Genomic DNA, 23,524 nt, shown 5'->3' on the forward strand with positions numbered 1-23,524 from the left:
CTCTCCTGCGCATCAAACCACGTATGGCTGGGGGGCCGCTCGCTACCCATGGGTTACCCAGCCTCGGGCGGGGTCAGACTCCCGGGCCAGCGCCCGGGCCAGTGACTCCACCACTTCCGGAGCGTAGTCATCCGCGGTACCCAGGCGCAGCTCCTCCAGCGCCGTCAGGGCCCCGCCGGGACCGGCGCCGCGCGCCCGCTCCTCGTAGGCGTTCACGGCCCGCACGATCCGGGCGGCGAGCGGCTGCTCCCCGCACGGGTCGGCCTGCCGCTCCACGACCACCGCGACGGCCGGGTCCACCCCGGTCTGCCGTACGACGGCCCCGCCGAGCAGCGCGATCCGCCGCTGTTCGGTGGCCGGGAGGTGGGCGGTGGCCCCGTCCGGGACCGGGTCGACCAGGCTCAGCTGGCCGATGTCGTGCATGAGCGCCGCGTGCTCCAGCACGGTCAGCTCCGGCTCGGTCAGCCCCAGGTCCCGGCCCACGGCCCGGCTGAGCGCGGCGACCCGCCGCGCGTGCCCGGCCGGGGTGTATCCGGCGACCTCGGTGGCGCGGGCGAGGGAGGCGATGGTCTGCCGGTAGGTGGTGCGCACGGCCGCGTACCGGCGGTAGGCCAGCTGTACGAGGAACAGCGGCAGACAGAACACCGGCAGCGCCCACAGGCCCACCACGGCGACCGCGAGCGCCGTCACCGCGCCCGTGGCGCACACCGCCGAGCCGATGCCGAGCAGCCCGCGCAGCTCGTCCCGCAGCAGCGGGCCGAACGGCCAGCCGGTACGGGAGTGGGCCGCGGCGGCGGCGAGCACGGCGTCGCACAGCGCGGTGAGCGCCAGCAGGGCGAGCAGCAGCAGGGCGTAGGCGGGGCCGATCCAGGCGTCGAACACGCCCCGGTTGTAGAGCGGCTGGAAGCAGACGGCGGCGAAGCCGACGGTGAGCACCCGGCGCGCCAGGTGGTCCGCCGTACCGCGCCGCCCGCGCGCGAGGTGCGGTACGCAGCCCACCAGCGAGGCGGCCAGTACGACGGCGACGACCTGGGCGGCGCCGTGCCCGGTGGCCCGGCCCGCGTCCTGCCCGAGCAGCGCGTACGCCAGCGCCCCCGCGGCCCCGAGCGGCGCCGCCTCCCGGGGCGGGGCGCCGGTCCACCGGGTCAGCTCGCCGACGACGACGAACACCCCGAAGGCGAGCGCGACGCCCCGGTCGTCCAGCCCCTGCCAGAGGGTGACGGCGAGGGCGGCGGAGGCCAGGGCGGCGGCGCAGAGGTGGATGAGCCGGTGCAGGGTCACGGGCCGCTCCGAGCGGCACCGGCGGGACGATCGGCGCCGGTGGGGTCGCCCTGGGGCGGCGGTGCCTCATCGGCCGTCACCGCCGGACTCCACCCCCACCGCCGTACCACCCGTGCCAGCGCCCCCACCATCCGTGGATCGAACTGCGCCCCCGCGCACCGCTCCAGCTCCCCGAGCGCCACCGGGACCGGACGGGCCCGCCGGTAGGCGCGGGTGGACGTCATCGCGTCGAAGGCGTCGGCGACCGCCACCACCCGCGCGGACTCCGGGATCTGGCTGCCCATCAGCCCGTACGGGTACCCGCTGCCGTCCAGCCGCTCGTGATGGTGCAGGACCGCCGCCCGCGCCTCGCCCAGGAAGGCGATGCCGCGCACCATCTCGTGCCCGTACTCGGGGTGCAGCTCGATCACCCGCCGCTCCTCGGGCGTCAGCGGCCCGTCCTTGCGCAGCAGCCGCGTGGGCACGCCCAGCTTCCCCACGTCGTGCAGGATCCCGGCGAAGCGGAGCGTCTCCACGCGCTCGTCGTCCATGCCCAGCTCCCGGGCGATCATCATGGACGCCTGGCCGACCCGCTCGCTGTGGCCGCGGGTGTACCCGTCCTTGATGTCGACGGCCTGCACGAGCGCCCGGATCGTCGCCCGGTGGGCGGCCCGCTCCCGGTGGTACTGGGCGAACACCCACCACGACACCCACATGGGCAGCAGCACGAGCAGCGCGGCGACGGGCCCGTACGGGCTGCGCCACAGGACGGCCATCATCAGCCCGGCGAGCCCGTGCGCGGCGACGGCGGCCAGCGACCTCGGGAACAGCCCCCGCCAGGCCCGCCGCACCGGCACCCGCTCGGCCAGCACGAGGATGCCCCCGTCCAGCGCGGTCAGCACCAGGCAGAAGACCAGCACCGCCGCCCCCGCGGGCAGCAGCGCGTAGGGGAAGTCGGGCGCCACGACCGCGTGCCGCCCGCCGAGCGCCCAGTGCGCGCGGGCGGCGGCCCACACGGCGAGCACCAGCTGCCCGGCCCGCCAGATCCGCCGCAGCCCCGCGGGCCGCTGCTCGACGGACGACAGCAGCGCCCCCGGCACCGCCACGAGCGCGGCGGCGGGCGGGGGCAGCAGGAAGGCCCCGGCGAGGAGGACGGGGTAGCAGGTCCCGGCGGGGCGCCGCCGGGCGATCAGTTCGCCACCGGCGTAGAGCAGCGCGAGCAGCGCCACCGCCCACCAGGGCGTCCGCACGGTGGGCAGCGACAGCAGACAGAGCAGGCCCCCGAGGGCGACAACGGCGACGTACACGCGTGCCCGCGCCGGTATCGCCTCCATGACGCCCCTTCCCCACCGCCCGGCCGTCGGTTCAGGCTGGGAGCGTAGGTCGGGAAGGGGGGAGTCCGAGGCGGGATACGCCTCGGATTAGCACATTCGAGTGATGCCGGAACCCGTCAGGATTCCTGGGGCGTGGCCGGACCCGCGGTCACGTCGTGGTCGGGGACGGCCTGCCCGGAGCGGATCAGCTCCAGCCGCCCCATGACCTTGGCGCGCAGGTCGGTCGGCACGTCGTCATGTCCGCAGCACCGCTTGACCAGCTTCTTCACGGCCTGTTCGAGGCCGTACTTCTCCAGGCACGGCGAGCACTCCTGGAAGTGCTGCTTGAACTTGTCGCGGTCCACGTCCGGCATCTCGCTGTCGAGGAACTCGTAGAGATGGTCAAGGACCTCGCTGCAGTCCGTCTCGTGGTGCTCTCCGCAGCTCATGAGCCCGAGCCTTTCGCTTCGTTCGACTCTCCGGCGCCGGCCGGGACCAGACCCCGCTCGCGGGCGTAGTCCTCGAGCATGCCGCGCAGCTGACGGCGGCCCCGGTGCAGCCGGGACATCACCGTACCGATGGGTGTCCCCATGATGTCCGCGATCTCCTTGTACGCAAAGCCCTCGACGTCCGCGAGATACACGGCGATGCGGAATTCCTCGGGGATCGCCTGCAGCGCTTCCTTCACGTCCGAGTCGGGCAGGTGGTCGAGCGCCTGCGACTCGGCGGAGCGCAGACCGGTCGACATGTGCGACTCGGCGCGGGCGAGCTGCCAGTCCTCGATCTCCTCGGCCGCGCTGCGCTGGGGTTCACGCTGCTTCTTGCGGTACGAGTTGATGAACGTGTTGGTCAGGATCCGGTACAGCCACGCCTTCAGGTTGGTGCCCTCACGGAACTGGTGGAAGGACGCGTACGCCTTGGCGTACGTCTCCTGCACCAGGTCCTCGGCGTCGGCGGGGTTGCGCGTCATGCGCAGCGCGGCCGAGTACATCTGGTCGAGGAACTCCAGCGCGTCCCGCTCGAAGCGCGCGCTGCGCTCCGCGGTCGACTCCGCGCCCCTGCCGCCCAGGCCCTCGGGCTGCTCCGCCTGGCCGTTGTCGGTCCCTGCGTCGGTACCGGGAACCGGACCCACCTCCTCAAGTGTCCGGGCGGGACTGACGTCGGTCCCACCAGAATCGGAGGATAGACGACGATCCGGTCCGCCCGCCGCTCGAATAGGAGCGTTCTTGGCCGCGTGCAGCACTGTCCAGTCCAGGTCAGTACGGCTGCTGCGGTCCGGGCAGATGGTCGAACCCATGCGGCGGACTTCCTCTCCTGCGAACTGTGTCTGTCCGCCACAACAGAGGCACGGCCTCCGGCATTCCCGAACCCTTACCCGAGCGCTGCGGCCCACTCGAGGACACCGTCGGTGACGATCCGCACCGCGTCCTCCTGGCTGATCCCCGCCCGCTTGGGCACGGCGAGGCCGTGGTCGGCGCCCGGAACCTCGACCAGGTCGTACGCGCCCTCGGGGAACTCCTCCGGCCGCCCGAACGGGTCGTTGCCGCCCTGGACCACGAGGGTGGGCACCCCGGAGCCGAGCAGTTCGCCGGCGCGGGACTTCTCCGGCTTGCCCGGCGGGTGCAGCGGGAAGCTGAGCGCGAGCACGGCGTGCGCGCCCAGTTCGGCGGCGGTGCGGCAGGCGACGCGCGCCCCGGCGCTGCGCCCGCCGGAGACCACGGGCAGCCCCGGCTTGGCGACCGCGGGCCAGATCCCGCGCCAGCCGACGTCGAGGGTCCTGGGCGCGGGGGCGACCTTCTTCCCGGCGACCCGCCAGGGCTGCTCCACGAGGGCGACGCTCACACCGTGCCCGGGGAGGACCTCCGCGAGCGCCTGGAGGTCGCGGGCCTCGATGCCGCCGCCCGCGCCATGGCTCACCGCCAGGACCAGGCGGGCCTCGCGTGCCCGGTGCCAGGTGACGCGGGCGTCCCCCGCGTCCGTGGTGATGGTCTCGGTCGTCGCGCTGATCGTCACGCTAGAAGAGTGTGCCCTCTTCCGGCCCCGCCAGCTCCTTCAGCAGCTCCGGGCCGTTGTTGCGGACGTTGCTGACGTCGGTGGAGACCGGGTAGGCGCGCAGCAGCCCGGCGGGCGGCGGCGCGAGCAGCTCGCGCAGGTCGTCGGCGTCGGTGCGGGCCGGGTCCAGCCAGGCGTCCCAGCGGTCCGGGGTGAGCATCAGCGGCATCCGGGGGTGGATCTCGGCGAGGGTGTGCGGGCCTTCGGCGGGGGCGACGGCGAGCGGGGTGGTCTCCGCCTCGGTGGTGATGACGGAGCAGGTCGCCCACCAGGCGCGCGGATGGTCGTCGGGCAGCGTCCGGTCCCGCCAGAACTCGTACAGCCCGGCCATCGCGAACACCGAGCCGTCGGCCGGGAGCACGAAGTAGGGCTGCTTGCGCGGCCGCTTGCGCTTCCCCTCCACCTCCAGGTCGCGCTCCTGCTGGCCGGTGACCCACTCGAAGTAGCCGTCGGCGGGCACGATGCAGCGCCGGGTGGTGAAGGCGCGGCGGTACGACGGCTTCTCGTGCACCGTCTCGGCGCGGGCGTTGATCATCCGGGCGGCGCCCTCGGGCGTCTTGGCCCAGGAGGGGATCAGGCCCCACTTGAGCCTGCGCAACTGCCGAACCGGGCGCGGGTCCGGCGCGTCTCTCAGAGGACGGTCGAGAACGGCGTAGACCTCTTTGGTGGGCGCCACGTTGTAGTCGGGCGCCAGTGCCTCCTCGGGCTCCCACTTCTCGATCTCAAAGATTCCTGCGAGATCCTCGGCCCCACGACTCGATGCATACCGTCCGCACATACGTGCCACACTGCCAGACTCCGCAGCACGAGAGGGAGCGCACCGGACACATGGACAGCACGACAGCCACCTCCCTGTGGGACGGACTGACCGGCGTCCAGCCGGAGCCCGACCTGTGGGTGATGATCGCCACCCTGGTCGCGGCGCTCGCCGTGGTCGTCCCGCACCGTGTGTGGCGTCTCTCCCGCAACGCCATCACCATCGCCCACGAGGGCGGCCACGGTCTGATCGCCCTGCTGACCGGCCGCACCCTCACCGGCATACGGCTGCACTCCGACACCAGCGGTCTCACCGTCAGCCGGGGCAAGCCGTACGGCCTCGGCATGATCCTGACGGCCGCCTCCGGTTACACCGCGCCCCCGCTGCTCGGCCTGGGCGGCGCCGCGCTGCTCGGCGCCGGGCGGATCACGCTGCTGCTGTGGCTGGCCACGGCGCTGCTGGTGGCGATGCTGGTGATGATCCGCAACGCCTACGGGGCACTGACGGTGGTGCTCACCGGTGGCACGTTCCTGCTGGTGTCCTGGCTGACCGGGCCACAGGTGCAGGCGGCGTTCGCGTACGCGGTGGTGTGGTTCCTGCTGCTCGGCGGGGTGCGCCCGGCCTTCGAACTCCAGGCCAAGCGACGGCGCGGGGGCGCGGGCGACTCGGACGCGGACCAGTTGTCCCGGCTCACGCACACCCCGGCGGGGCTGTGGCTGTTCCTGTTCCACGCGGTGTCGCTGTGCTCGTTGATGGGGGGCGGGCGGTGGCTGCTGGGGCTGTGAGTCACCCACACGGGTAGCGGGCGCCCAGGGCCACGGGCAGCAGGTCCCACACAGGGCGCGAGCGCCGCGCCCAACAGCCCTGCGTGCGCGGGCGCGACCAGCCACAACGCGCCCGCCGTCGACCGAGGACGGCGTTCCCCGGCCGAGGACCGGACGGCGAACCCCCACTAAAGTGGGGCGCATGACCGTTCACCCCGCCCCCACCGACCTCTGGCCCGCCCCGCACGCGAGCGGAGCCGTCGACGCGACGGTCCACGTGCCCGGGTCCAAGTCGGTCACCAACCGGGCCCTGGTGCTGGCCGCTCTGGCGTCCGAGCCCGGCTGGCTGCGCCGCCCGCTGCGCTCCCGTGACACCCTGCTGATGGCGGGCGCCCTGCGTGCCATGGGCGTGGGCATCGAGGAGACGGTGTCCTCCGCCTCCTCGGTCTCGGGCGAGCGCGTCACCGGTGAGGCCTGGCGGGTGCTCCCCACCGATCTGCACGGTCCGGCCACGGTCGGCGTCGGCAACGCGGGCACCGTGATGCGCTTCCTGCCGCCGGTCGCCGCCCTCGCCGACGGCCCCGTCCGCTTCGACGGCGACCCGAGGTCGTACGAGCGTCCGCTGAACGGCGTCATCGACGCGCTGCGCGTGCTCGGCGCCCGGATCGACGACGACGGCCGCGGCACGCTGCCGCTGACGGTGCACGGCGCGGGCGCGCTGGACGGCGGCCCGGTGGAGATCGACGCCTCCTCGTCGTCGCAGTTCGTCTCCGCGCTGCTGCTGTCCGGACCGCGCTTCAACCAGGGCGTGGAGGTGCGCCACATCGGCGCCACGCTGCCCTCCCTCCCCCACATCCGGATGACGGTCGACATGCTGCGTGCGGTCGGCGCCCAGGTGGACACCCCGGAGTCGGGCGGCGAGCCGAACGTCTGGCGGGTCGCCCCGGGCGCGCTGCTCGGCCGTGACCTGACCATCGAGCCGGACCTCTCCAACGCCCAGCCGTTCCTCGCCGCCGCGCTGGTGACCGGCGGCAAGATCCTCATCCCGGACTGGCCCGCCCGCACCACCCAGCCCGGCGACCGGCTCCGCGAGATCTTCACCGAAATGGGCGGTTCCTGCGAACTGACCGACTACGGCCTGGAGTTCACCGGATCGGGTGCCGTCCACGGCATCGACGTGGACCTGGGCGACGTGGGCGAGCTGACCCCCGGCATCGCGGCCGTCGCCGCCCTCGCCGACTCCCCGTCCACGCTGCGCGGCGTGGCCCACCTCCGCCTCCACGAGACCGACCGCCTGGCCGCTCTCACCAAGGAGATCAACGAACTCGGCGGCGACGTCACCGAGACCGCCGACGGTCTGCACATCCGCCCGCGCCCGCTGCACGGCGGCGTCTTCCACACCTACGAGGACCACCGCATGGCGACAGCCGGTGCGGTCATCGGCCTGGCGGTCGACGGCGTGCAGATCGAGAACGTGGCGACCACCGCCAAGACGCTGCCGGACTTCCCCGACCTGTGGACCCGGATGCTCGGGGCGGCGTAGGACGCGGGGAGCAGTCATGCGCCGCTACGGCAAGCACACCGACGAGGACGACATCCGCAGCCGCCCCGGCCGCCGGAACACCCGTCCGCGGACGAACATCCGCCCGAAGCACGAGGACGCCGCCGAGGGCATGGTCCTCACCGTCGACCGGGGCCGTCTGACGTGCCTCGTCGAGGACCGGGTCGTCCTCGCCATGAAGGCCCGCGAACTGGGCCGCAAGGCCGCGGTGGTGGGCGACCGGGTCGCCCTGGTCGGTGACCTCTCCGGCAAGAAGGACACCCTGGCCCGCATCGTCCGCATCACCGAGCGCACCTCGGTGCTGCGCCGCACCGCGGACGACGACGATCCCTACGAGCGCGTGGTCGTCGCCAACGCCGACCAGCTCGCCATCGTCACCGCCCTCGCCGACCCCGAGCCGCGCCCGCGGCTGATCGACCGCTGCCTGGTCGCGGCGTTCGACGGCGGCCTGACGCCCTTGCTGGTCCTGACCAAGTCGGACCTCGCCCCGCCCGACAAGCTGCTGGAGCTGTACGGCGACCTCGACATCCCCTACGTCGTCACCAGCCGCGAGGAACTGGACGACGGCAGTGCGGCGGACCGGGTGCACGCGGAGCTGGACGGCAAGATCACGGCGTTCGTCGGCCACTCAGGCGTCGGCAAGACGACCCTGGTCAACGCGCTGGTCCCGACCGAGCGCCGCCGTACGACGGGCGTGGTGAACGCGGTGACGGGCCGAGGCCGCCACACCACCACCTCCGCCCTCGCGCTGCCGCTGGCCGACTCCACGGGCTGGGTGATCGACACCCCGGGCGTACGGTCCTTCGGCCTGGCGCACGTCGATCCGTCCCGGGTGATCAACGCCTTCCCCGACCTGGTGCCGGGCACGGCGGACTGCCCCCGGGCGTGCAGTCACGACGAGCCGGACTGTGCGCTGGACGCGTGGGTGGCCGAGGGCCACGCCGATCCGGCCCGTCTGTACTCGCTGCGACGGCTGCTGGCGACGCGGGAGGCGAAGGAAGGGGACTGAGGGACTGAGCGAGCGCGGTAAGGGCATAATCGCAACGCCGAACGAAGCCGAGCAGTCACAGTCGCACTCACAGTGGCGGTCACCGTCATCAATGGTGTGGACCTACGGGGAGGAACAGCCATGGCGTGGCTGCTGGTCATCGTTGCCGGGTTGCTCGAAACCGGCTTCGCCGTCTGCCTGAAGCTGTCCCACGGCTTCACCCGCCTCTGGCCGACCATCGCCTTCGCCGCCTTCGCCCTGGGCAGCTTCGGCCTCCTCACCCTCTCCCTGCGCAAGCTGGACGTGGGCCCGGCGTACGCGGTGTGGACCGGCATCGGCGCGGCGGGCACGGCGATCTACGGGATGGTGTTCCTCGGCGACATCGTCTCGACGCTGAAGATCATCTCGATCAGCCTGGTGATCATCGGCGTGATCGGCCTGCAGCTGTCGGGCTCGGCGCACTGAGCGTTCTCCGCGCGGCGGCTCACACGAGCTGCTGCCGGGGAAGGGCGCTGCGCACCAGCTCGGCGACCCCGCCCTCGCGCGGCGGGGCGGCGACGCAGGAGAGGGCGAGCCGGACGGCGAGTTCACAGGACCGGGCGAGTTCGCCCGCACCGGCGCCACCCCCGGCCAGTACCGCGACGGCCCGGTCACGGACCAGCACGACGAAGTCCCCGGGCGAGGGCAACGGCCCGTCGGCCCGGCGCTGTGCGGGGACGGACGAGGAGGACGGCACCGGTGAGAGCGTCGGGGCGGGCAGCCGGTCGCTCCAGCAGCCGGTGAGCATGGCCCGTACCAGCGCGTTGTCGCGGGCCACGGCGGTCGTCCACTCCGCGGTCGCGGTCAGCCGCTCGCGGGCGTCGCTGTGCGCGCCGAGCGCCCGCTCGACCCCGGCGAGATAGCCGTCCGCCTCCCGGCGCACGAGCGCCCGCGCGAGCCCCTCCTTGCTGCCGAACTCGTTGTACAGCGTCTGCCGGGACACCCCGGCCGCGGCGGCCACATCCACCATCCGCACCGCGGACCACGGCCGCCGAGCCAACGCCGTATAGGCGGCATCCAGCAGAGACTCCCGCGCAGCAGGCATCATCGCCTCCCTCAGGGCGCCCAACCCTGCGCCCAGGTTTGACGCCCTCGGGGGCAGTGTCAAGGGGCCTTGCGGGGGCGTCCTGGCCGCGCGGGCGGACGCAGCCGCGGGGGGCCTAGCGGGGGGCAGCCGCGGTGTGTCTGGCCTGGCTGCGGGCGGTCGCTGTGCCGCCGTGGCACCGTGGCCGCGGTAGCCGCCGTAGCCGCCCTAGCCGCCGTAGCCGCCGTAGCCGCCGTAGCCGCGGGCAGTAACGCCCCCCCCCCCCGGCCCAGCACCAACGCCGGGCACCCGGCAAACCCGGGTCCAACCCCCGTGGCCCCACCCCACCCCCGCCAGATACCGTTCCCACATGCCCGACTACCTCGATGACCTCCGCCTCGCCCACGTCCTCGCCGACGCGGCCGACGCCGCGACAACCTCCCGGTTCAAGGCCCTGGACCTCAAGGTCGAGACCAAGCCGGACATGACCCCGGTCAGCGAGGCGGACAAGGCCGCGGAGGAACTCATCCGCGGCCATCTCCAACGCGCCCGCCCGCGCGACGCGATCCTCGGCGAGGAGTACGGCGTAGAGGGCACCGGCCCCCGCCGCTGGGTCATCGACCCCATCGACGGCACCAAGAACTACGTACGCGGCGTCCCCGTCTGGGCGACCCTCATCTCCCTGATGGAGGCAGGAGAGGGCGGCTACCAGCCCGTCGTCGGCGTCGTCTCCGCCCCCGCCCTCGGCCGCCGCTGGTGGGCGGCGAAGGGCCACGGCGCGTTCACCGGCCGCAGCCTCTCCTCCGCCACCCGCCTGCACGTCTCGCGCGTCTCGAAGCTCTCCGACGCCTCCTTCGCCTACTCCTCCCTGTCCGGCTGGGAGGAGCGCGGTCGCCTGAACGGCTTCCTGGACCTCACCCGAGAGGTCTGGCGCACGCGCGCGTACGGCGACTTCTGGCCGTACATGATGGTCGCCGAGGGCTCGGTGGACCTGTGCGCCGAACCGGAGCTGTCCCTCTGGGACATGGCGGCCACCGCGATCGTCGTCACCGAGGCGGGCGGCACCTTCACCGGCCTCGACGGCCGCCCGGGCCCGCACAGCGGCAACGCGGCGGCGTCCAACGGCATCCTGCACGACGAGTTGCTGGGCTACCTCAACGAGCGCTACTGAGCGCCGACGCCCTCTTGTTGCCCCCCTGCTCGGCCTGCCACTCTGGGAATCCCCCCGCTTGTGAACTTGTGAAAACATGAACAAGCGGCGGACCATCCCCCAGGAGGTGGCTCCAAGTCATGCTTGTCCGCGACGCCATGAGCACGGTCGTCCTCACCATCGGTCCCACCCACACCCTCCGCCAGGCCGCCGCACTGATGTCCGCCCGCGGCGTCGGCGCGGCCGTCGTCCACGACCCCGACGCCGACGGCATCGGCATCCTCACCGAACGCGACATCCTCAACTCCGTCGGCCGGGGCGAGGACCCGGACGCCGAACCCGCCGACGGCCACACCACCACGGACGTCGTCTTCGCCGCCCCGGCCTGGACCCTGGAGGAGGCGGCCCGTGCCATGACCCACGGCGGCTTCCGCCACCTGATCGTCCTCGACGGCAACGAACCCGTCGGCGTCGTCTCGGTCCGCGACATCATCCGCTGCTGGTCCCCGGCCCGTCAGCACGTGCCCGCCTGAACAGGCCAGTGGGCCGGACCCCCGAAGAGGCCCGGCCCACTGTCTACGACAAGCGGTCCAGTGCTGGAGTTCAGCCGCGCAGGGCCTGGACCGCGGCCTCCAGCCGCTTGCCGAAGTCCTCGTCGGCCTGAGCGAAGTTGCCGATCGCGCGCTCGACGATGTCCTCGCGCGAGACCTTGGAGATGAAGCCCGCCAGGTTGTCGATCAGGCGGCCCTTCTCGTCCTCCGACATCAGCCGGTACAGGTTGCCCGCCTGGACGAAGTCGTTGTCCTCGGCGTGCACGGGAGCCGGGTGGTTGCCGGTGCCGACGGTGTACCCGTCGAACGGCTGCCACAGCGGACGGCCGGTCTGCTGCGGCCCGCCGAAGCTGTTCGGCTCGTAGTTCTTCGCACCGCCGTGGCGGCCGTCGTACAGGAAACCGTCACGGGAGTTGGTGCGCGCCTCGGTGGCGTGCGGACGGTTCACCGGCAGGTGGTCGGCGTTGATGCCGACGCGGTAGCGGTGGGCGTCGCCGTAGGCGAACAGCCGCCCCTGGAGCATCTTGTCGGGCGAGGGACCGATGCCCGGCACGAAGTGCGCGGGCGAGAAGATGCTCTGCTCGACCTCGGCGAAGACGTTCCGCGGGTTGCGGTTCAGCTCCAGCTTGCCGATCTCGATCGGCGGGTAGTCCGCGTGCGGCCACACCTTGGTGAGGTCGAACGGGTTGAAGCGGTACGTCGCCGCGTCCGCCGCGGGCATGATCTGCACCTGCACGGTCCAGGTCGGGAAGTCGCCGCGCTCGATCGCCTCACGCAGGTCGCGCTGGTGGGAGTCGGGGTCCTCACCGGCGAGCCGGTTGGCCTCGGCCTGGGTGAGGTTCTTGATGCCCTGGTCGGTCTTGAAGTGGTACTTGACCCAGAAGACCTCGCCCGCCTCGTTGTTCCACTGGTAGGTGTGCGAGCCGTAGCCGTTCATGTGGCGGTACGAGGCGGGGATGCCGCGGTCGCCGAACAGCCAGGTCACCTGGTGGGTGCTCTCGGGGCTCAGGCTCCAGAAGTCCCAGACGTTGTCCGCCTCGGTCGAGCCCGTGTACGGGTCGCGCTTCTGGGTGTGGATGAAGTCCGGGAACTTGATGGCGTCCTTGATGAAGAACACCGGGGTGTTGTTGCCGACGAGGTCGTAGTTGCCCTCCTCGGTGTAGAACTTCAGCGCCCAGCCGCGCGGGTCGCGCACGGCGTCGGCGGCGCCGAGGTTGCCCGCCACGGTGGAGAACCGCAGGAAGGTCTCGGTCTGCTTGCCGACCTCGGAGAGGAACGCGGCGCGGGTGTACGGGGTGACATCGGCGGTCACGGTGAAGGTGCCGTAGGCCCCCGCGCCCCGCGCGTGCACCACACGCTCCGGAATGCGCTCGCGGTTGAAGTGGGCCAGCTTCTCCAGGAGGAGCTGGTCCTGGACGAGTACGGGGCCGCCGACGCCCGCCGTCTCACTGTTCTGGTTGTCGGCAACCGGTGCACCGGCCTCCGTGGTAAGCGGTCCCTGAGTCACGTGGGCCTCCTGCGCCATTCCTTGCTGTTCCTGTCCCTTGGCTAAAGCCGTTCCCGATCCTACAATGGACAATGTCTAAGTCAAGTAAAGCTCCAAAGTCACACCCGTTCGGGACCTGGTCCCCCTGCTGTTAGGCTGGACTTCATGAGTGACCTTCTGGAACGGCTGCGCGGACGTGGATGGCGCATGACCGCGCAGCGGCGTGTCGTCGCCGAGGTCCTCGACGGCGAACACGTCCACCTGACGGCCGACGAGGTCCACGCCCGGGCCGTCGCCAAGCTGCCCGAGATCTCCCGGGCGACCGTCTACAACACGCTCGGGGAGCTGGTCTCCCTCGGCGAGGTGCTCGAGGTCGCCACGGACAAGCGCGCCAAGCGGTACGACCCCAACGCGCACCGGCCGCACCACCACCTGGTCTGCGCCCAGTGCGGCGCCATCCGCGACGTCCACCCCACGGGCAACCCGCTGGCCGACCTTCCGACGTCGGAACGCTTCGGCTTCACGGTCTCGGACGTCGAGGTCACCTACCGCGGCCTCTGCCCGAACTGCGCCACAGCCTGACCGAGCACAACACATCAGCCCCGGCCGCCGATTGGCGCCGGGGCTGAAAACGACCCTGAGAACAACCCTGAAAACGACCTGGGGCCGAAACCCTGAGCTGCACTCAGGATTCCGGCCCCAGACCATCAGTAGCGGGGACAGGATTTGAACCTGCGACCTCTGGGTTATGAGCCCAGCGAGCTACCGAGCTGCTCCACCCCGCGTCGGTAAACGCAACATTACGTCAACCCCACCTCACGAGGCAAATCCCTTCACCAGGGCCCCTGACTACCGGGCGAGCGCGCTGCGTCTGGCCTGGGACACAGCTGCGGGCAGTCGTGCCGCTGGGGCGATGGGAGTCCCCCTCCTGCTCGAGCGGAGCCGAGAGCCTGGGGGGCGCTGGGGGGCACCCCCTGCTCAAGCGAAGCCGAGAGCTTGGGGGGGCGCTGGGGGGCACCCCCTGCTCAAGCGAAGCCGAGAGCTTGGGGGGTAGGCGCTGACGGCACCCCCCGCTCGATGAGCTTGGGGGAGGCACCCCGCGCGCGCCGGGCTGCGCGACGCCCCCGCCCAGCACCAGACGCCGGGCCCCAGCGGACACCGGGCACCACACCTACGCCGAGAGTTCCTCCCCCAGCGCATCCCGCAACCGCGCCGCCCGCTCAGCCACCTCCCCCGGCCCGAGCGCCACCGCCCGATCAGCCCACCGCTGCCCCTCCACCAGTTCCCCCCGCCGCGCATACACCAGCGCGAGCCGAAGCGCCGCCCGCCCATGCCCCGCGTCCGCCGCCCGCGTCCACCACACCGCCGCCTCCGGCTCACTCCCCTCCCGAGCCAACAGCAGCCCCAGATTGAACGCCCCGTTCCGCGACCCGGCCTCCGCCGCCACGCGGTACCACCGCGCCGCCTCCACCACATCGCCCCGCGCGGCGGCCAGCATCCCCACCCGCACCTGCGCCCGCCGATGCCCCTGGGAGGCCGCCCGCTCGTACCACTCCTCGCACTCCGTCTTCTGGTGCACGGCCTCGCCCAGCTCATGCCCCGACGTCCGGGGCCGCCGCGCGTCCAGCACCGTAGCCAGCCGGTACGCCGCCTCCGCGCTGCCACCCCCGGCCGCGCACCGCAGATGCCGCTCCGCCGCCTGCTCGTCCCCGTCCCGCAGCCGCGCGATCCCGACCTGCAACGCCGCCTCGGTGTGCCCGGCCGCCGCGGCACGCTCGTACCACCGCAGCGCGTCACGCTCCTCGCCCCGCCCGGCGTACAGGATGCCCAGGTTGAACGCGGCGTCCACGCTCCCGGCCTCCGCCGCCTTGGAGAACCACGGCTCGGCCCCCGTCGTGTCCCCGCCCTGCAGCAGCAGGATCGCCAGCGCGTTCGCGGCCTCCCGGTGCCCGGCGTACGCGGCCCGCCGGTACCACTGCTCGGCGTGCGTGGTGCGCCCCTGCTCGGCACAGAGCAGCCCGAGGTTGTACGCGCCGTTGACGTCCCCGGCGTCCATCGCGGCCCGGTACCACCGCTCGGCGGTCTGGGTCTCCCCGCGCTCGGCGTGCAGCGCGCCCAGCGCGTTGGCCGCGTTGCCGTCCCCCTCCTGCGCGGCCCGCAGCCACCACACGGCGGCGTTCTCGGTGTCACCGGCGTCCCGCAGCAGGAACCCGAGCGCACAGGCGGCGCGCGGCTCCCCGTCCTTCGCGGACGTCAGGTACCAGCGCCCGGCCTCCTTCAGTTCGCCCCGCTTCTCCAGGATCGCCCCGAGATGCAGCGCGGCCCGCCGGTGCCCGCGCGCGGCGGCCTGCCGGTACCACTGCTCTGCCTCCGCCAGAAGACCTTCACCGGCGCCGCCGCTGACACCGTTGTCAGCCCCAGGCTCGCCCCCACGCGGCACCTGGCGGTCCAGCGCGCGCGCCAGCCGGTACGCCGCCTCCCGGTGCCCCCGCTCGGCCGCCGCCCGCATCCACCGCTCGGCCGCGGTGTCCGCGCGGTGGTCCAGCAGGTCGGCGAGCGCGTACGCGCCCAGGACATGCCCCTGTTCGGCGGACTGCCGCAGCCAGTACTCGGCGGCGGGCTCGTCCCCGCGCTCACGGTGATGACGCCCCAGCGCGTGCGCCGCGGCGGCGGACCCGGCGACGGCGGCGATCCGCCACCATCCGGCAGCCTCGTCGGCGTACCCACGCTGGTGCAGCAGGACCCCGAGGTTGTTGGCGGCGGCACGGTCACCGGCGGCGGTCGCGGCACGCAGATGGGGCTCGGCTCCGCCGAGGTCGCCACGGCGCAGCAGCATGGCCCCGAGGACGCTCATCGCCTCGATGTCACCGGCCTCGGCGGCGAGCCGCTGGCGCAGTTCCTCCGCCGCCTGCTCGGCGGCCTCCGTCGTCTCGTCCGGCGCCTCCGGGGACAGCGGAGTCTCCGGGGTTTCCGGGGTTCCCGGGATCTCGGCACGGGGTGCGTCCAGCACCTCGTACCGCCCCGAAGAGTGCACAAATCGCCCTGACTCGAACAGAGTTGCCTTGTCCCCCATAACGTCCATCGTCGCACCACCTGCAACCTGGGTACACCTGGTATACCGCAGCCAGTGAGGTCACTTCAGCGTTTTGTCGACATGCCCACAGAGAGACAAGTCAAACACAGATCGCCCAACTCCCCACGGCGGCACGGCGATCCCGCACACCGGCACATGCGTTCGCACATCACGAAGGCCCGGATCCTGATCAGGATCCGGGCCTTCGTTGTGAGTAGCGGGGACAGGATTTGAACCTGCGACCTCTGGGTTATGAGCCCAGCGAGCTACCGAGCTGCTCCACCCCGCGCCGTTGTTCTGCAACCGTATCACGGCGCGGGGTGGGCTCCTGACTCAGTTCCCGGCGCCGCCCTCCGCGCCGCCGCCACCGGTGTTGTCCGGCTGCGCCTGGGCGTCCTCGGCGCGCCGCAGCGCGTCCTGGAGGTCCTCCTGCGCCCGGCCGTACGCCTCCCAGTCGCCCTTCTTCAGGGCTTCCTGACCGGCTTCGAAGGCCTTCTGGGCGTCGTTGAGGGCCTCCTGGACGGTCGGGTCCTCGGCCGTGGGCGGTGGTGTGGTCTCGCCGCCCTCGTCCTCGCCGGTGCCCTCACCCTCGTCCGGTGGTGGCTGCTCGGTCGCGCCGTCGGCCCCGAAGACCTTGTTGAGGGCCTCCTCGAGGGTGTCCTCGAAGGCGGTGGCACCGCCGTAGGTCACCAGGACCTTGCGCAGCAGCGGGTACTTGAGCCCGCCACCGCGGACGTAGACCGGCTCCACGTACAGCAGTCCGCCGTCGAGTGGCACGGCGAGCAGGTTGCCGTACTCGACTTCCGAGTCACCACCTCTCAGCAGCCTGATCGTCTCGGCGATGTCCTGTTCGGAGTTGAACTGGGACTGGATCTGTTTGGGTCCGGAGACGGTCGTACTGGTCGGCAGCTTCAGGATTCTGATCTGGCCGTACCCCTTGGTGCCCGCCTCGGCGTCGACCGCCATGAACGCGCTGAGGTTGTCACGCCCGTTGGGTGTGAACGTCGTCGTCAGCGAGAAGGCCTGTGTCTTCTGGTCGGGCATCTTCATGCTGAGGTAGTACGGCGGCACCGACTCGCTCGCCTTGTTCGTCGGGTCGTCCGGGACCTGCCACACCTCGCTGCCGCTGAGGAACGTCTCGGCGTCCTTCACGTGGTAGCGGGTGAGCAGTTCGCGCTGCACCTTGAACAGGTCCTGCGGGTAGCGCAGATGGGCCATCAGCGCGTCGCTGATCTCGCTCTTGGGCTCCACCGTGCCGGGGAAAGCCTTGCGCCAGGTCTTCAGGACCGGGTCCTGGGTGTCCCACTCGTAGAGCTTGACCTCGCCGGTGTACGCGTCGACGGTCGCCTTCACGGAGTTGCGGATGTAGTTGACCTGGTTCTGCTGGGCGACCACCGCGCGCTGGTTGTTCGTCGCGGTCAGCGAGTCGGCCGTCGTGTCACCCAGCGTCGTACGCGAGGAGTACGGATAGCCGTTCGTCGTCGTGTAGGCGTCGACGATCCACTGGATACGGCCGTCCACGACCGCCGGGTAGGCGTCACCGTCGATGGTCAGCCACGGCGCGACCGCCTCGACGCGGTCCTTCGGCGTGCGGTTGTACAGGATCCGCGAACCCTCGCCGATCGCTCCCGAGTAGAGGATCTGCGGCTCGCTGAACGCCACCGCGTACGCGGCCCGGTTGACCGGGTTGGAGAGGTTGACCCCGCTGTCGCCCTGGTAGCTGTAGGTCTTCTCACCGCTGTCGTCGGAGTAGTCGATCTCCTTCTGGGGACCGCCGACGATCGAGTACATGCTGGTCTTCTCGCCGTAGTAGATGCGCTGTTCGTACTTGCCCAGCTCACCCTTGGACGGCAGATCGGACTCGGTGAACTCCGGGCGGCCCTCGGAGTCGGCGGTGGTGCCCTCGGCGGCGACGACGCCGTAGCCGTGGGTGTAGCGGAAGTGGTCGTTGATCCAGTTGTTCTTCGGAATGCCGCTGAGGTTGATCTCACGCAGACCGATGACCGTGTCCTGGTCCTTGCCGTCCTTGCTGTACCGGTCGACGTCCAGGTTGGTCGGGAACGCGTAGTAGTTCCTGATCTGCTGGAGCTGCTGGAAGGTCGGCGAGACGATGTTCGGGTCCATGATGCGGATGCTCGCCGCGGCGTCGACGTCGTCCCGCAGCTGCGTCAGGTCCTCGGTGTTCGTCTTGCCCGCGTAGTCGCTGACCTTGGTGCCGTCGATGCCGTACGCCTGCCGCGTCGCCGCGAGGTTCTTCTCGACGTACGGGGCTTCCTTGGCCTGCTCGTTCGGCTGGACCTGGAACTTCTGGACGATCGCGGGGTACAGCCCGCCGATCAGGATCGCCGACAGCACCATCAGGCCGAAGCCGATGACGGGCAGCTGCCAGGTGCGCCGCCACAGGGTGGCGAAGAACAGCAGGGCGCAGATGACGGCGATGCAGAACAGGATCGTCTTGGCCGGGAGGTAGGCGTTGGCGTCGACGTACCGCAGGCCGGTCCAGTTGTCCGTGGCCTTGAAGTCGCTGGACTTCACCGCCAGGCCGTACCGGTCGAGCCAGTACGCGACCGCCTTCAGCGCCACGAAGATGCCGATGAGCACCGACAGGTGCCCGGTGGCGGCGGCCGTCGCGCGCGCGCCCGGGCTGGTGATGCGCAGCCCGCCGTAGAGGTAGTGGGTGAGCGCGGCGGCGATCACGGAGAGGATCGCGGCGGCGAAGCCGAAGCCGAGCAGGAACCGGTACCAGGGCAGGTCGAAGGCGTAGAAGGAGACGTCGAGGTTGAACTGCGGGTCCTTCTGGCCGAAGGACACGCCGTTGACCCACATCAGCCAGGTCCGCCACTGCCCGGACGCGGAGGCGCCCGCGATCAGGCCGACCAGGGAGGTGATGGCGAACAGCAGCCACTTCTTGTAGGGCGCGATGCCCATGCGGTAGCGGTCGAGGTTCTGCTGCTCCATCGACATGGCGCTCAGCGGCGGTCGCAGCCGGTGGGCCAGCCAGATGTTGAACCCGACCGCGAGCGCCATCAACAGGCCGAAGACGAAGAACAGTCCGATCTTGGTCCACAGGGTGGTGGTGAAGACGGAGGAGTAGTTCACCGACCGGTACCAGAGCCAGTCCGTCCAGAAGCCCGCGAACATGGTGAACGCCATGCCGAGAACGGCCAGCACACCGAGTGTCATGAGCAGGGTCCGGACACGCCGGGACGGGCGGCCCACTCTGATCCGTGGCCCCGTCGGGCCTCCGCCGCGGTCCGGCATCTGGAAAGCCAAGGTGGCACCTCGAAAATCGCTGTTGGTCTGTCAGGCCCCCGTGTTCGCGGGCCGTGCGTAGGGCCCCGTGATCGTAGGCCCTCACCTATGCAACTTACCTACGCTTTACTCAGTTCCCGATTCCGGGAGGGAACGAGGCAGGATTGTGACCATGTCCAACACTCCCATGGCGGCGAGCCCGCTCACCCGGGCCGTACTCGAGATCGACGAGTACGCCTCCGGCCTCGGCTGGGACCAGCCCGCCCGCCTCTTCGCCCTCGTAGACACCGCTCGACTGCGCACCCAAGAACCCTCCCTCGCCGCACAGCTCGGCCTGGGGGAAGAGCAGGAGACCACCGGTCTCACCCCGATCGAGCAGGACGAGATTCCAACGGACAAGGCGCTCGACGAGTTCCTCGCCACGATCGCCTGGCCGGACGCGGTGGCCGGGTGTGCCCTGACGGTGGAACGGCTGATGCTGCCGCCGTCCGCGGAGGCCCAGGTTCCGCAGGATCTCGACGAGGGTCAGCTGGCGAAGTGGGTGGCCGAGCACCCGGAGCGCCAGGAGGTCCGTATGACGGTCGCGGTGCTGCGCGACGGCGCCCGTGAGTCGGCGCTGCGGCTGCGGGAGAAGGACGCGCCGACCGAGGTGCTCACAGGTTCCGGCCTGGTGCCGGGGCTGGCGGAGGCGTTGGCGGCGACGTTCGAGGACTGAGGGCCGGTCGGGGCAGCGAGCCGGGGCCGTACCGCCGCTGATGTTCCGCGCGGTCGGCCCGTCCTGCCCCCGTGCTCCCCGCGGGTCAGCCCTTGGTGCCGCACTCCGGCAGGTCGGAGGTGTCGCCGTCGCGGATGTCCGCCAGCGCGCCGAGGGCGTCGTCGATGGTGTCCACCTTGACGAGCGTCAGGCCGTCCGGGGTGTCCTTGGCGGCCGCCGCGCAGTTGTCGGCGGGCGTCAGGAAGTACTCGGCGCCCCTGTCCCGCGCGCCGACCGTCTTCATCTCGACGCCGCCGATCGGGCCGACCTTGCCCTCGTCGTCGATCGTGCCGGTGCCCGCGACGAAGCTGCCGCCCGTCAGGCTGCCCGGGGTGAGCTTGTCGTAGATGCCGAGCGCGAACATCAGTCCGGCGCTCGGCCCGCCGACGTCGGCGAGCTTGATGTCGATCTTGAACGGGAAGGTGTGGTCGGTCCCGGCGGAGATCCCCACGATGGCGCGCTTCTCGCCGGTGTCGTCGGAGGTCGTGGTGGTGATGGTGACGTCCTTGGTGGCGGTGGCCGTCCGGTTCTCCTTCTCGGCGGCGGCCTGCTCCTTGGCGGGCACGATCGTGAAGACGACGTCCTCGCCGGGCTTGTGCTCGGTCACCAGTTCCGCCACGTCGGCGGGTTCCTTCACCGCGGTCCCGTCGACGGCCTTGATCACGTCCCCGGCGTGCAGGACGCCCTCGGACGGCGAGTCCTTGACGACGGTGGAGACGATCACCCAGGACTTCACCGGGATGTCGAGTTCCTTGAGGGCGGCGACCTTCGCGCTCTCCTGGGACTGACTGAACTCCTCGGCGTTCTCCTGGGTGGACTCCTCCTCCGTCTTGCCGTCCGGGTAGAGGGTGTCGTGGGGGACCACCTTGTTGTCGTGCGCCAGCCAGCCGTAGACGGCCTCGACGAGGTTCATCTTGTAGTCGGCGCTGGTGACGCGGACCGTGGTCATGTTCAGATGACCCGTCGTCGGGTAGGTCTTGCGGCCCTCGATCTGCAGCACCGGCTCGCCGTCGTGGTCAGCGAGGGTGTTCACCGTCGGCCCCGGGGACATCTCCGCGTACGGCACGCGGATGAGTACTCCCGCGCACAGGAGCGCGATCAGCATCAGGGTGGAGGCGAGCATCGTCGCGGTGCGGCGTGGCATGACTCGACAGTACGGGACGGTTCTGTCAGCGCACCGTCAGGGCCGTCCGTCCGGGAACGGCCCCCGTGACCTCGGGGTCCGTGCGGCGCCTGGGCGGTCAGCTGCCCGAGTGCGATTTCTCCATGGCGGCCCGGAAACGGGCGTACCCGTCCAGTTCGGGACCATCGCTACGGGCCTTGCGGGTGCGGTTGGCCCAACTACCCCAGAGCCCGCCACCGATCGCAGCCACAAGCGGAATCAGCAACCAGGCGAGCGCCCCCATGCCGACCTCCAACCCCAACGCGTCCGCAACTGACTGATCAGCAGATTAACCATCCGCACGGACAACGCTCGCGCCGGGGGTGCGGTTACGCAACCGGAATACGCGCCGGGCTCCTCAGCAGGCGCCGACCCATTCCTCGGTGCCGTCCGCGAACTTCTGGTGCTTCCAGATCGGCACCTCGTGCTTGAGGTCGTCGATCAGCTTCCGGCAGGCCTCGAAGGCCTCCCCCCGGTGCGGACACGACACGGCGACGGCGACCGCGAGATCCCCCACCTTGAGATCACCGATCCGGTGCACCGCGGCGAGCGCGCGCACCGGGTACTCGGCGACCACCTTCTCGGCGATCCGCCGCATCTCGGCCTCGGCGGTGGGGTGACAGGAGTACCCCAGCTCGTCGACGTCCGCGCCACTGTCGTGATTGCGCACGGTCCCCACGAACAGCGCCGTCCCCCCGGCCGCGTCATCGCCGACCGCGCGGAAGACCTCGTCCAGGGACAACGGCGTCTCCCGGATCCCGATCAACTTGATGGGCTCCTGAGCGGCCTGCTCACCGGGGTGATCGTTCATAGCTGCCATGCGCCCATCGTGCACCAAGGAGGGGGGCGGGGAAAACAGCCGCCTGCGGGGCAGTGGGCAGGCGCCGTGCCGACATAGCTGCGGGCAGTCGGGTCGCTGGGGCGGGGGTCTTCCCGCTCGAGCGAAGCCGAGAGCTTGGGGGCGGGTGGGCGCAGCGGCACCCGCCGCGCCGGGCCGCGCGACCCACCCCGGCCAGCACACACGCCGGGCACACAGCCCACAGAGGTCAGATCCGACGCCGCGCCTTCCGCGCCCGCCGCACCACCGCCGCCGCCCCCAGCAACGCCACCGTCGCCCCAGCCGCCCCCGCCGCCGTGGCGTCCTTCCGCCCCAGCCGCCGCCCGGCCACGGTGTGCCGCCCCGAGACCTCGTCCAGCAACTCGGCGAGCACCTCCTCGTTGGTCCACTGAGCCCGCCACCCGGCGTCGTGCAACCGGCTCCCGCTCACCACCCAGGGGTACATCGTGTACGCGAGGTCCCCGGCCGGGGACGGCGTGAGCCCGATCCGGTGCAGCCGCGCCGCCGCGCCCAGCGCCACCGCCGACGGCAGCTCCATCCGCCGGATGCCGCTCAGCTCCTCGACCTCCTCCTGCTCCAGCCACCCGTCGCACCCCACCGCCAGCTCCCCCTCGACCTTCTCCAGGACGGCGTACTCCAGGGCACTGCACAGATCCTCGACGTGGCAGAACTGCCAGGCGGGCCGCGACCCGGCCACCACCAGCAGCCGAGGCGACTCGAAGTACCTGGTCAGCGCGGTGTCGGTGCCTCCGACGAGCACGGCGGGGCGCACCACGGTGACATTGAGCCCGGGGTGCGCCCGAGGCGCCCGGCGCGCGAGCCGTTCGATCTCCAGCAGGTCACCCACCCCGGTGGCCTCCGCGGTGGCCCGCAGCTCGGCGTCCTCGGACAGCGGCAGCTCGTTGTCCGGCAGCGCGCCGTAGACCATCGCCGAGGTGCACAGCACCACCCGGTGGACACCGGCCGCCGCGGCCGCGGTCAGCACGGTCTGCGTCCCCCGGACGTTGTAGGCCGTTCGGGCGGCGGCGTCGGTCTCCAGGTCAAGGTCGACCGCGAGGTGCACGACGACGTCCGCGCCGCGCAGCTTCTCCGCGATCGCCGGATCACGGACGTCGAGGATGTGCCACTGCGCCGCCGCGCACTCCCCTCGCCGCTCGTCGATGGCGATGACCTGCTTGATCTCCTCCGACGCGGCGAGCCGCTCGGTGAGCAGGGCACCGATGCCGGACGCGGCGCCGGTGACCGCGACGACGGGCCCGCGCAGGGCGGACGGGGTTGAGTGGTTTCGCGCTGCGCGAACCTGCGGATCTGGGGAACTCACCGGGCGTCTCCAGCGGTTGTCTTCACATACGAGCGCGAGTGACGCGTACGTACCAGGTGGCATCCATCCTGCCGCAGGCCGTGCGTCGGCGAAGCACCGAGGCCCGATCCGCCCGCGGTGTCTACGCTGGAGGGTGTTGTCGGGCAGCCGCGCCGCCGGAAAGAACCGGTGGCCTTAAC

Annotated in this window: 21 protein-coding genes and 2 tRNA genes; 8 read left to right on the top strand and 15 right to left on the bottom strand. The window is 71.5% G+C overall.

Features of this window, described 5'->3' with window-relative positions:
- Positions 1 to 42: 42 nt before the first annotated feature.
- From ACFVQG_RS19620 to ACFVQG_RS19645, 6 genes are all read right to left on the bottom strand, one after another.
- Positions 43 to 1,281: an HD-GYP domain-containing protein gene (locus ACFVQG_RS19620; RefSeq protein WP_383384436.1), complete on the bottom strand. Its 1,239-nt coding sequence runs from the start codon at positions 1,279 to 1,281 to the stop codon at positions 43 to 45.
- On the bottom strand, positions 1,278 to 2,594 hold the full coding sequence (locus ACFVQG_RS19625) for an HD-GYP domain-containing protein (protein ID WP_383384440.1): 1,317 nt from the start codon (positions 2,592 to 2,594) through the stop codon (positions 1,278 to 1,280). Before ACFVQG_RS19625 ends, ACFVQG_RS19620 begins: the two co-directional genes overlap by 4 nt.
- 116 nt (positions 2,595 to 2,710) lie before the next feature.
- Positions 2,711 to 3,022, bottom strand: a complete 312-nt coding sequence (rsrA, locus tag ACFVQG_RS19630) for a mycothiol system anti-sigma-R factor (protein WP_383384444.1) — start codon at positions 3,020 to 3,022, stop codon at positions 2,711 to 2,713.
- Positions 3,019 to 3,705, bottom strand: coding sequence for an RNA polymerase sigma factor SigR (gene sigR, locus ACFVQG_RS19635; protein WP_383384448.1), 687 nt, complete (start codon positions 3,703 to 3,705; stop codon positions 3,019 to 3,021). Before sigR ends, rsrA begins: the two co-directional genes overlap by 4 nt.
- A gap of 239 nt (positions 3,706 to 3,944) precedes the next feature.
- Positions 3,945 to 4,586 carry an alpha/beta family hydrolase gene (locus ACFVQG_RS19640; RefSeq protein WP_383384451.1) on the bottom strand — a complete coding sequence of 214 codons (642 nt, stop codon included), beginning with the start codon at positions 4,584 to 4,586 and terminating at the stop codon, positions 3,945 to 3,947.
- Position 4,587: 1 nt separating this feature from the next.
- Positions 4,588 to 5,403, bottom strand: a complete 816-nt coding sequence (locus ACFVQG_RS19645) for an SOS response-associated peptidase (protein ID WP_383384454.1) — start codon at positions 5,401 to 5,403, stop codon at positions 4,588 to 4,590.
- A gap of 50 nt (positions 5,404 to 5,453) precedes the next feature.
- Between ACFVQG_RS19645 and ACFVQG_RS19650 the strand changes: the two genes are divergently transcribed.
- The 4 genes from ACFVQG_RS19650 to ACFVQG_RS19665 all read left to right on the top strand — a co-directional run bounded on the left by ACFVQG_RS19650 (position 5,454) and on the right by ACFVQG_RS19665 (position 9,160).
- Positions 5,454 to 6,167 carry a M50 family metallopeptidase gene (locus tag ACFVQG_RS19650; protein WP_383384457.1) on the top strand — a complete coding sequence of 238 codons (714 nt, stop codon included), beginning with the start codon at positions 5,454 to 5,456 and terminating at the stop codon, positions 6,165 to 6,167.
- Positions 6,168 to 6,348: 181 nt separating this feature from the next.
- Positions 6,349 to 7,689, top strand: coding sequence for a 3-phosphoshikimate 1-carboxyvinyltransferase (aroA, locus tag ACFVQG_RS19655; protein ID WP_383384460.1), 1,341 nt, complete (start codon positions 6,349 to 6,351; stop codon positions 7,687 to 7,689).
- A 16-nt stretch (positions 7,690 to 7,705) separates the two neighbouring features.
- Positions 7,706 to 8,716, top strand: coding sequence for a ribosome small subunit-dependent GTPase A (rsgA, locus tag ACFVQG_RS19660; RefSeq protein WP_383384463.1), 1,011 nt, complete (start codon positions 7,706 to 7,708; stop codon positions 8,714 to 8,716).
- Between the two features lie 120 nt (positions 8,717 to 8,836).
- Entirely contained in the window at positions 8,837 to 9,160 is a 324-nt protein-coding gene (locus tag ACFVQG_RS19665) for a DMT family transporter (protein WP_383384466.1), read from the top strand.
- A 19-nt stretch (positions 9,161 to 9,179) separates the two neighbouring features.
- On the opposite strand, the gene ACFVQG_RS19670 is transcribed toward ACFVQG_RS19665, so the two are convergent.
- Entirely contained in the window at positions 9,180 to 9,782 is a 603-nt protein-coding gene (locus tag ACFVQG_RS19670) for a TetR/AcrR family transcriptional regulator (RefSeq protein ID WP_383384469.1), read from the bottom strand.
- A 346-nt stretch (positions 9,783 to 10,128) separates the two neighbouring features.
- Here ACFVQG_RS19670 and hisN point away from each other — a divergent pair, with 346 nt between their 5' ends.
- Positions 10,129 to 10,929 carry a histidinol-phosphatase gene (hisN, locus tag ACFVQG_RS19675; RefSeq protein WP_383384472.1) on the top strand — a complete coding sequence of 267 codons (801 nt, stop codon included), beginning with the start codon at positions 10,129 to 10,131 and terminating at the stop codon, positions 10,927 to 10,929.
- A 119-nt stretch (positions 10,930 to 11,048) separates the two neighbouring features.
- Positions 11,049 to 11,441: a cyclic nucleotide-binding/CBS domain-containing protein gene (locus ACFVQG_RS19680; RefSeq protein ID WP_383384475.1), complete on the top strand. Its 393-nt coding sequence runs from the start codon at positions 11,049 to 11,051 to the stop codon at positions 11,439 to 11,441.
- 70 nt (positions 11,442 to 11,511) lie between these two features.
- Here ACFVQG_RS19680 and ACFVQG_RS19685 read toward each other — a convergent pair whose 3' ends face one another.
- Entirely contained in the window at positions 11,512 to 12,966 is a 1,455-nt protein-coding gene (locus ACFVQG_RS19685) for a catalase (protein WP_383384477.1), read from the bottom strand.
- A gap of 144 nt (positions 12,967 to 13,110) precedes the next feature.
- Here ACFVQG_RS19685 and ACFVQG_RS19690 point away from each other — a divergent pair, with 144 nt between their 5' ends.
- The gene (locus ACFVQG_RS19690; RefSeq protein ID WP_383384480.1) at positions 13,111 to 13,527 is read left to right on the top strand and encodes a Fur family transcriptional regulator; all 417 of its coding nucleotides are present in this window, start codon (positions 13,111 to 13,113) and stop codon (positions 13,525 to 13,527) included.
- 129 nt (positions 13,528 to 13,656) lie between these two features.
- Here the strand turns inward: ACFVQG_RS19690 and ACFVQG_RS19695 are convergent.
- From ACFVQG_RS19695 to ACFVQG_RS19710, 4 genes are all read right to left on the bottom strand, one after another.
- A tRNA-Met gene (locus tag ACFVQG_RS19695) sits at positions 13,657 to 13,730 on the bottom strand.
- Positions 13,731 to 14,116: 386 nt separating this feature from the next.
- On the bottom strand, positions 14,117 to 16,027 hold the full coding sequence (locus ACFVQG_RS19700) for a sel1 repeat family protein (RefSeq protein WP_383384483.1): 1,911 nt from the start codon (positions 16,025 to 16,027) through the stop codon (positions 14,117 to 14,119).
- 206 nt (positions 16,028 to 16,233) lie between these two features.
- Positions 16,234 to 16,307 (bottom strand) — tRNA-Met (locus tag ACFVQG_RS19705).
- Between the two features lie 44 nt (positions 16,308 to 16,351).
- Positions 16,352 to 19,279, bottom strand: a complete 2,928-nt coding sequence (locus ACFVQG_RS19710) for a UPF0182 family protein (RefSeq protein WP_383385552.1) — start codon at positions 19,277 to 19,279, stop codon at positions 16,352 to 16,354.
- A gap of 163 nt (positions 19,280 to 19,442) precedes the next feature.
- Between ACFVQG_RS19710 and ACFVQG_RS19715 the strand changes: the two genes are divergently transcribed.
- A complete protein-coding gene (locus ACFVQG_RS19715) occupies positions 19,443 to 19,985 on the top strand; it encodes a PPA1309 family protein (RefSeq protein WP_383384486.1) in 543 nt (180 codons plus the stop codon).
- A gap of 85 nt (positions 19,986 to 20,070) precedes the next feature.
- Here ACFVQG_RS19715 and ACFVQG_RS19720 read toward each other — a convergent pair whose 3' ends face one another.
- The 3 genes from ACFVQG_RS19720 to ACFVQG_RS19730 form a co-directional block, all read right to left on the bottom strand.
- Complete coding sequence (locus tag ACFVQG_RS19720; protein ID WP_383384488.1) at positions 20,071 to 21,168, bottom strand: PDZ domain-containing protein; 1,098 nt, start codon at positions 21,166 to 21,168, stop codon at positions 20,071 to 20,073.
- Between the two features lie 376 nt (positions 21,169 to 21,544).
- Positions 21,545 to 22,006 carry a molybdenum cofactor biosynthesis protein MoaE gene (locus tag ACFVQG_RS19725; protein WP_383384491.1) on the bottom strand — a complete coding sequence of 154 codons (462 nt, stop codon included), beginning with the start codon at positions 22,004 to 22,006 and terminating at the stop codon, positions 21,545 to 21,547.
- Positions 22,007 to 22,232: 226 nt separating this feature from the next.
- The gene (locus ACFVQG_RS19730; RefSeq protein WP_383384494.1) at positions 22,233 to 23,345 is read right to left on the bottom strand and encodes an SDR family oxidoreductase; all 1,113 of its coding nucleotides are present in this window, start codon (positions 23,343 to 23,345) and stop codon (positions 22,233 to 22,235) included.
- Positions 23,346 to 23,524: the final 179 nt, after the last annotated feature.

Source organism: Streptomyces sp. NPDC057877, assembly GCF_042796855.1.
In the GTDB taxonomy this organism is placed as follows: domain Bacteria; phylum Actinomycetota; class Actinomycetes; order Streptomycetales; family Streptomycetaceae; genus Streptomyces.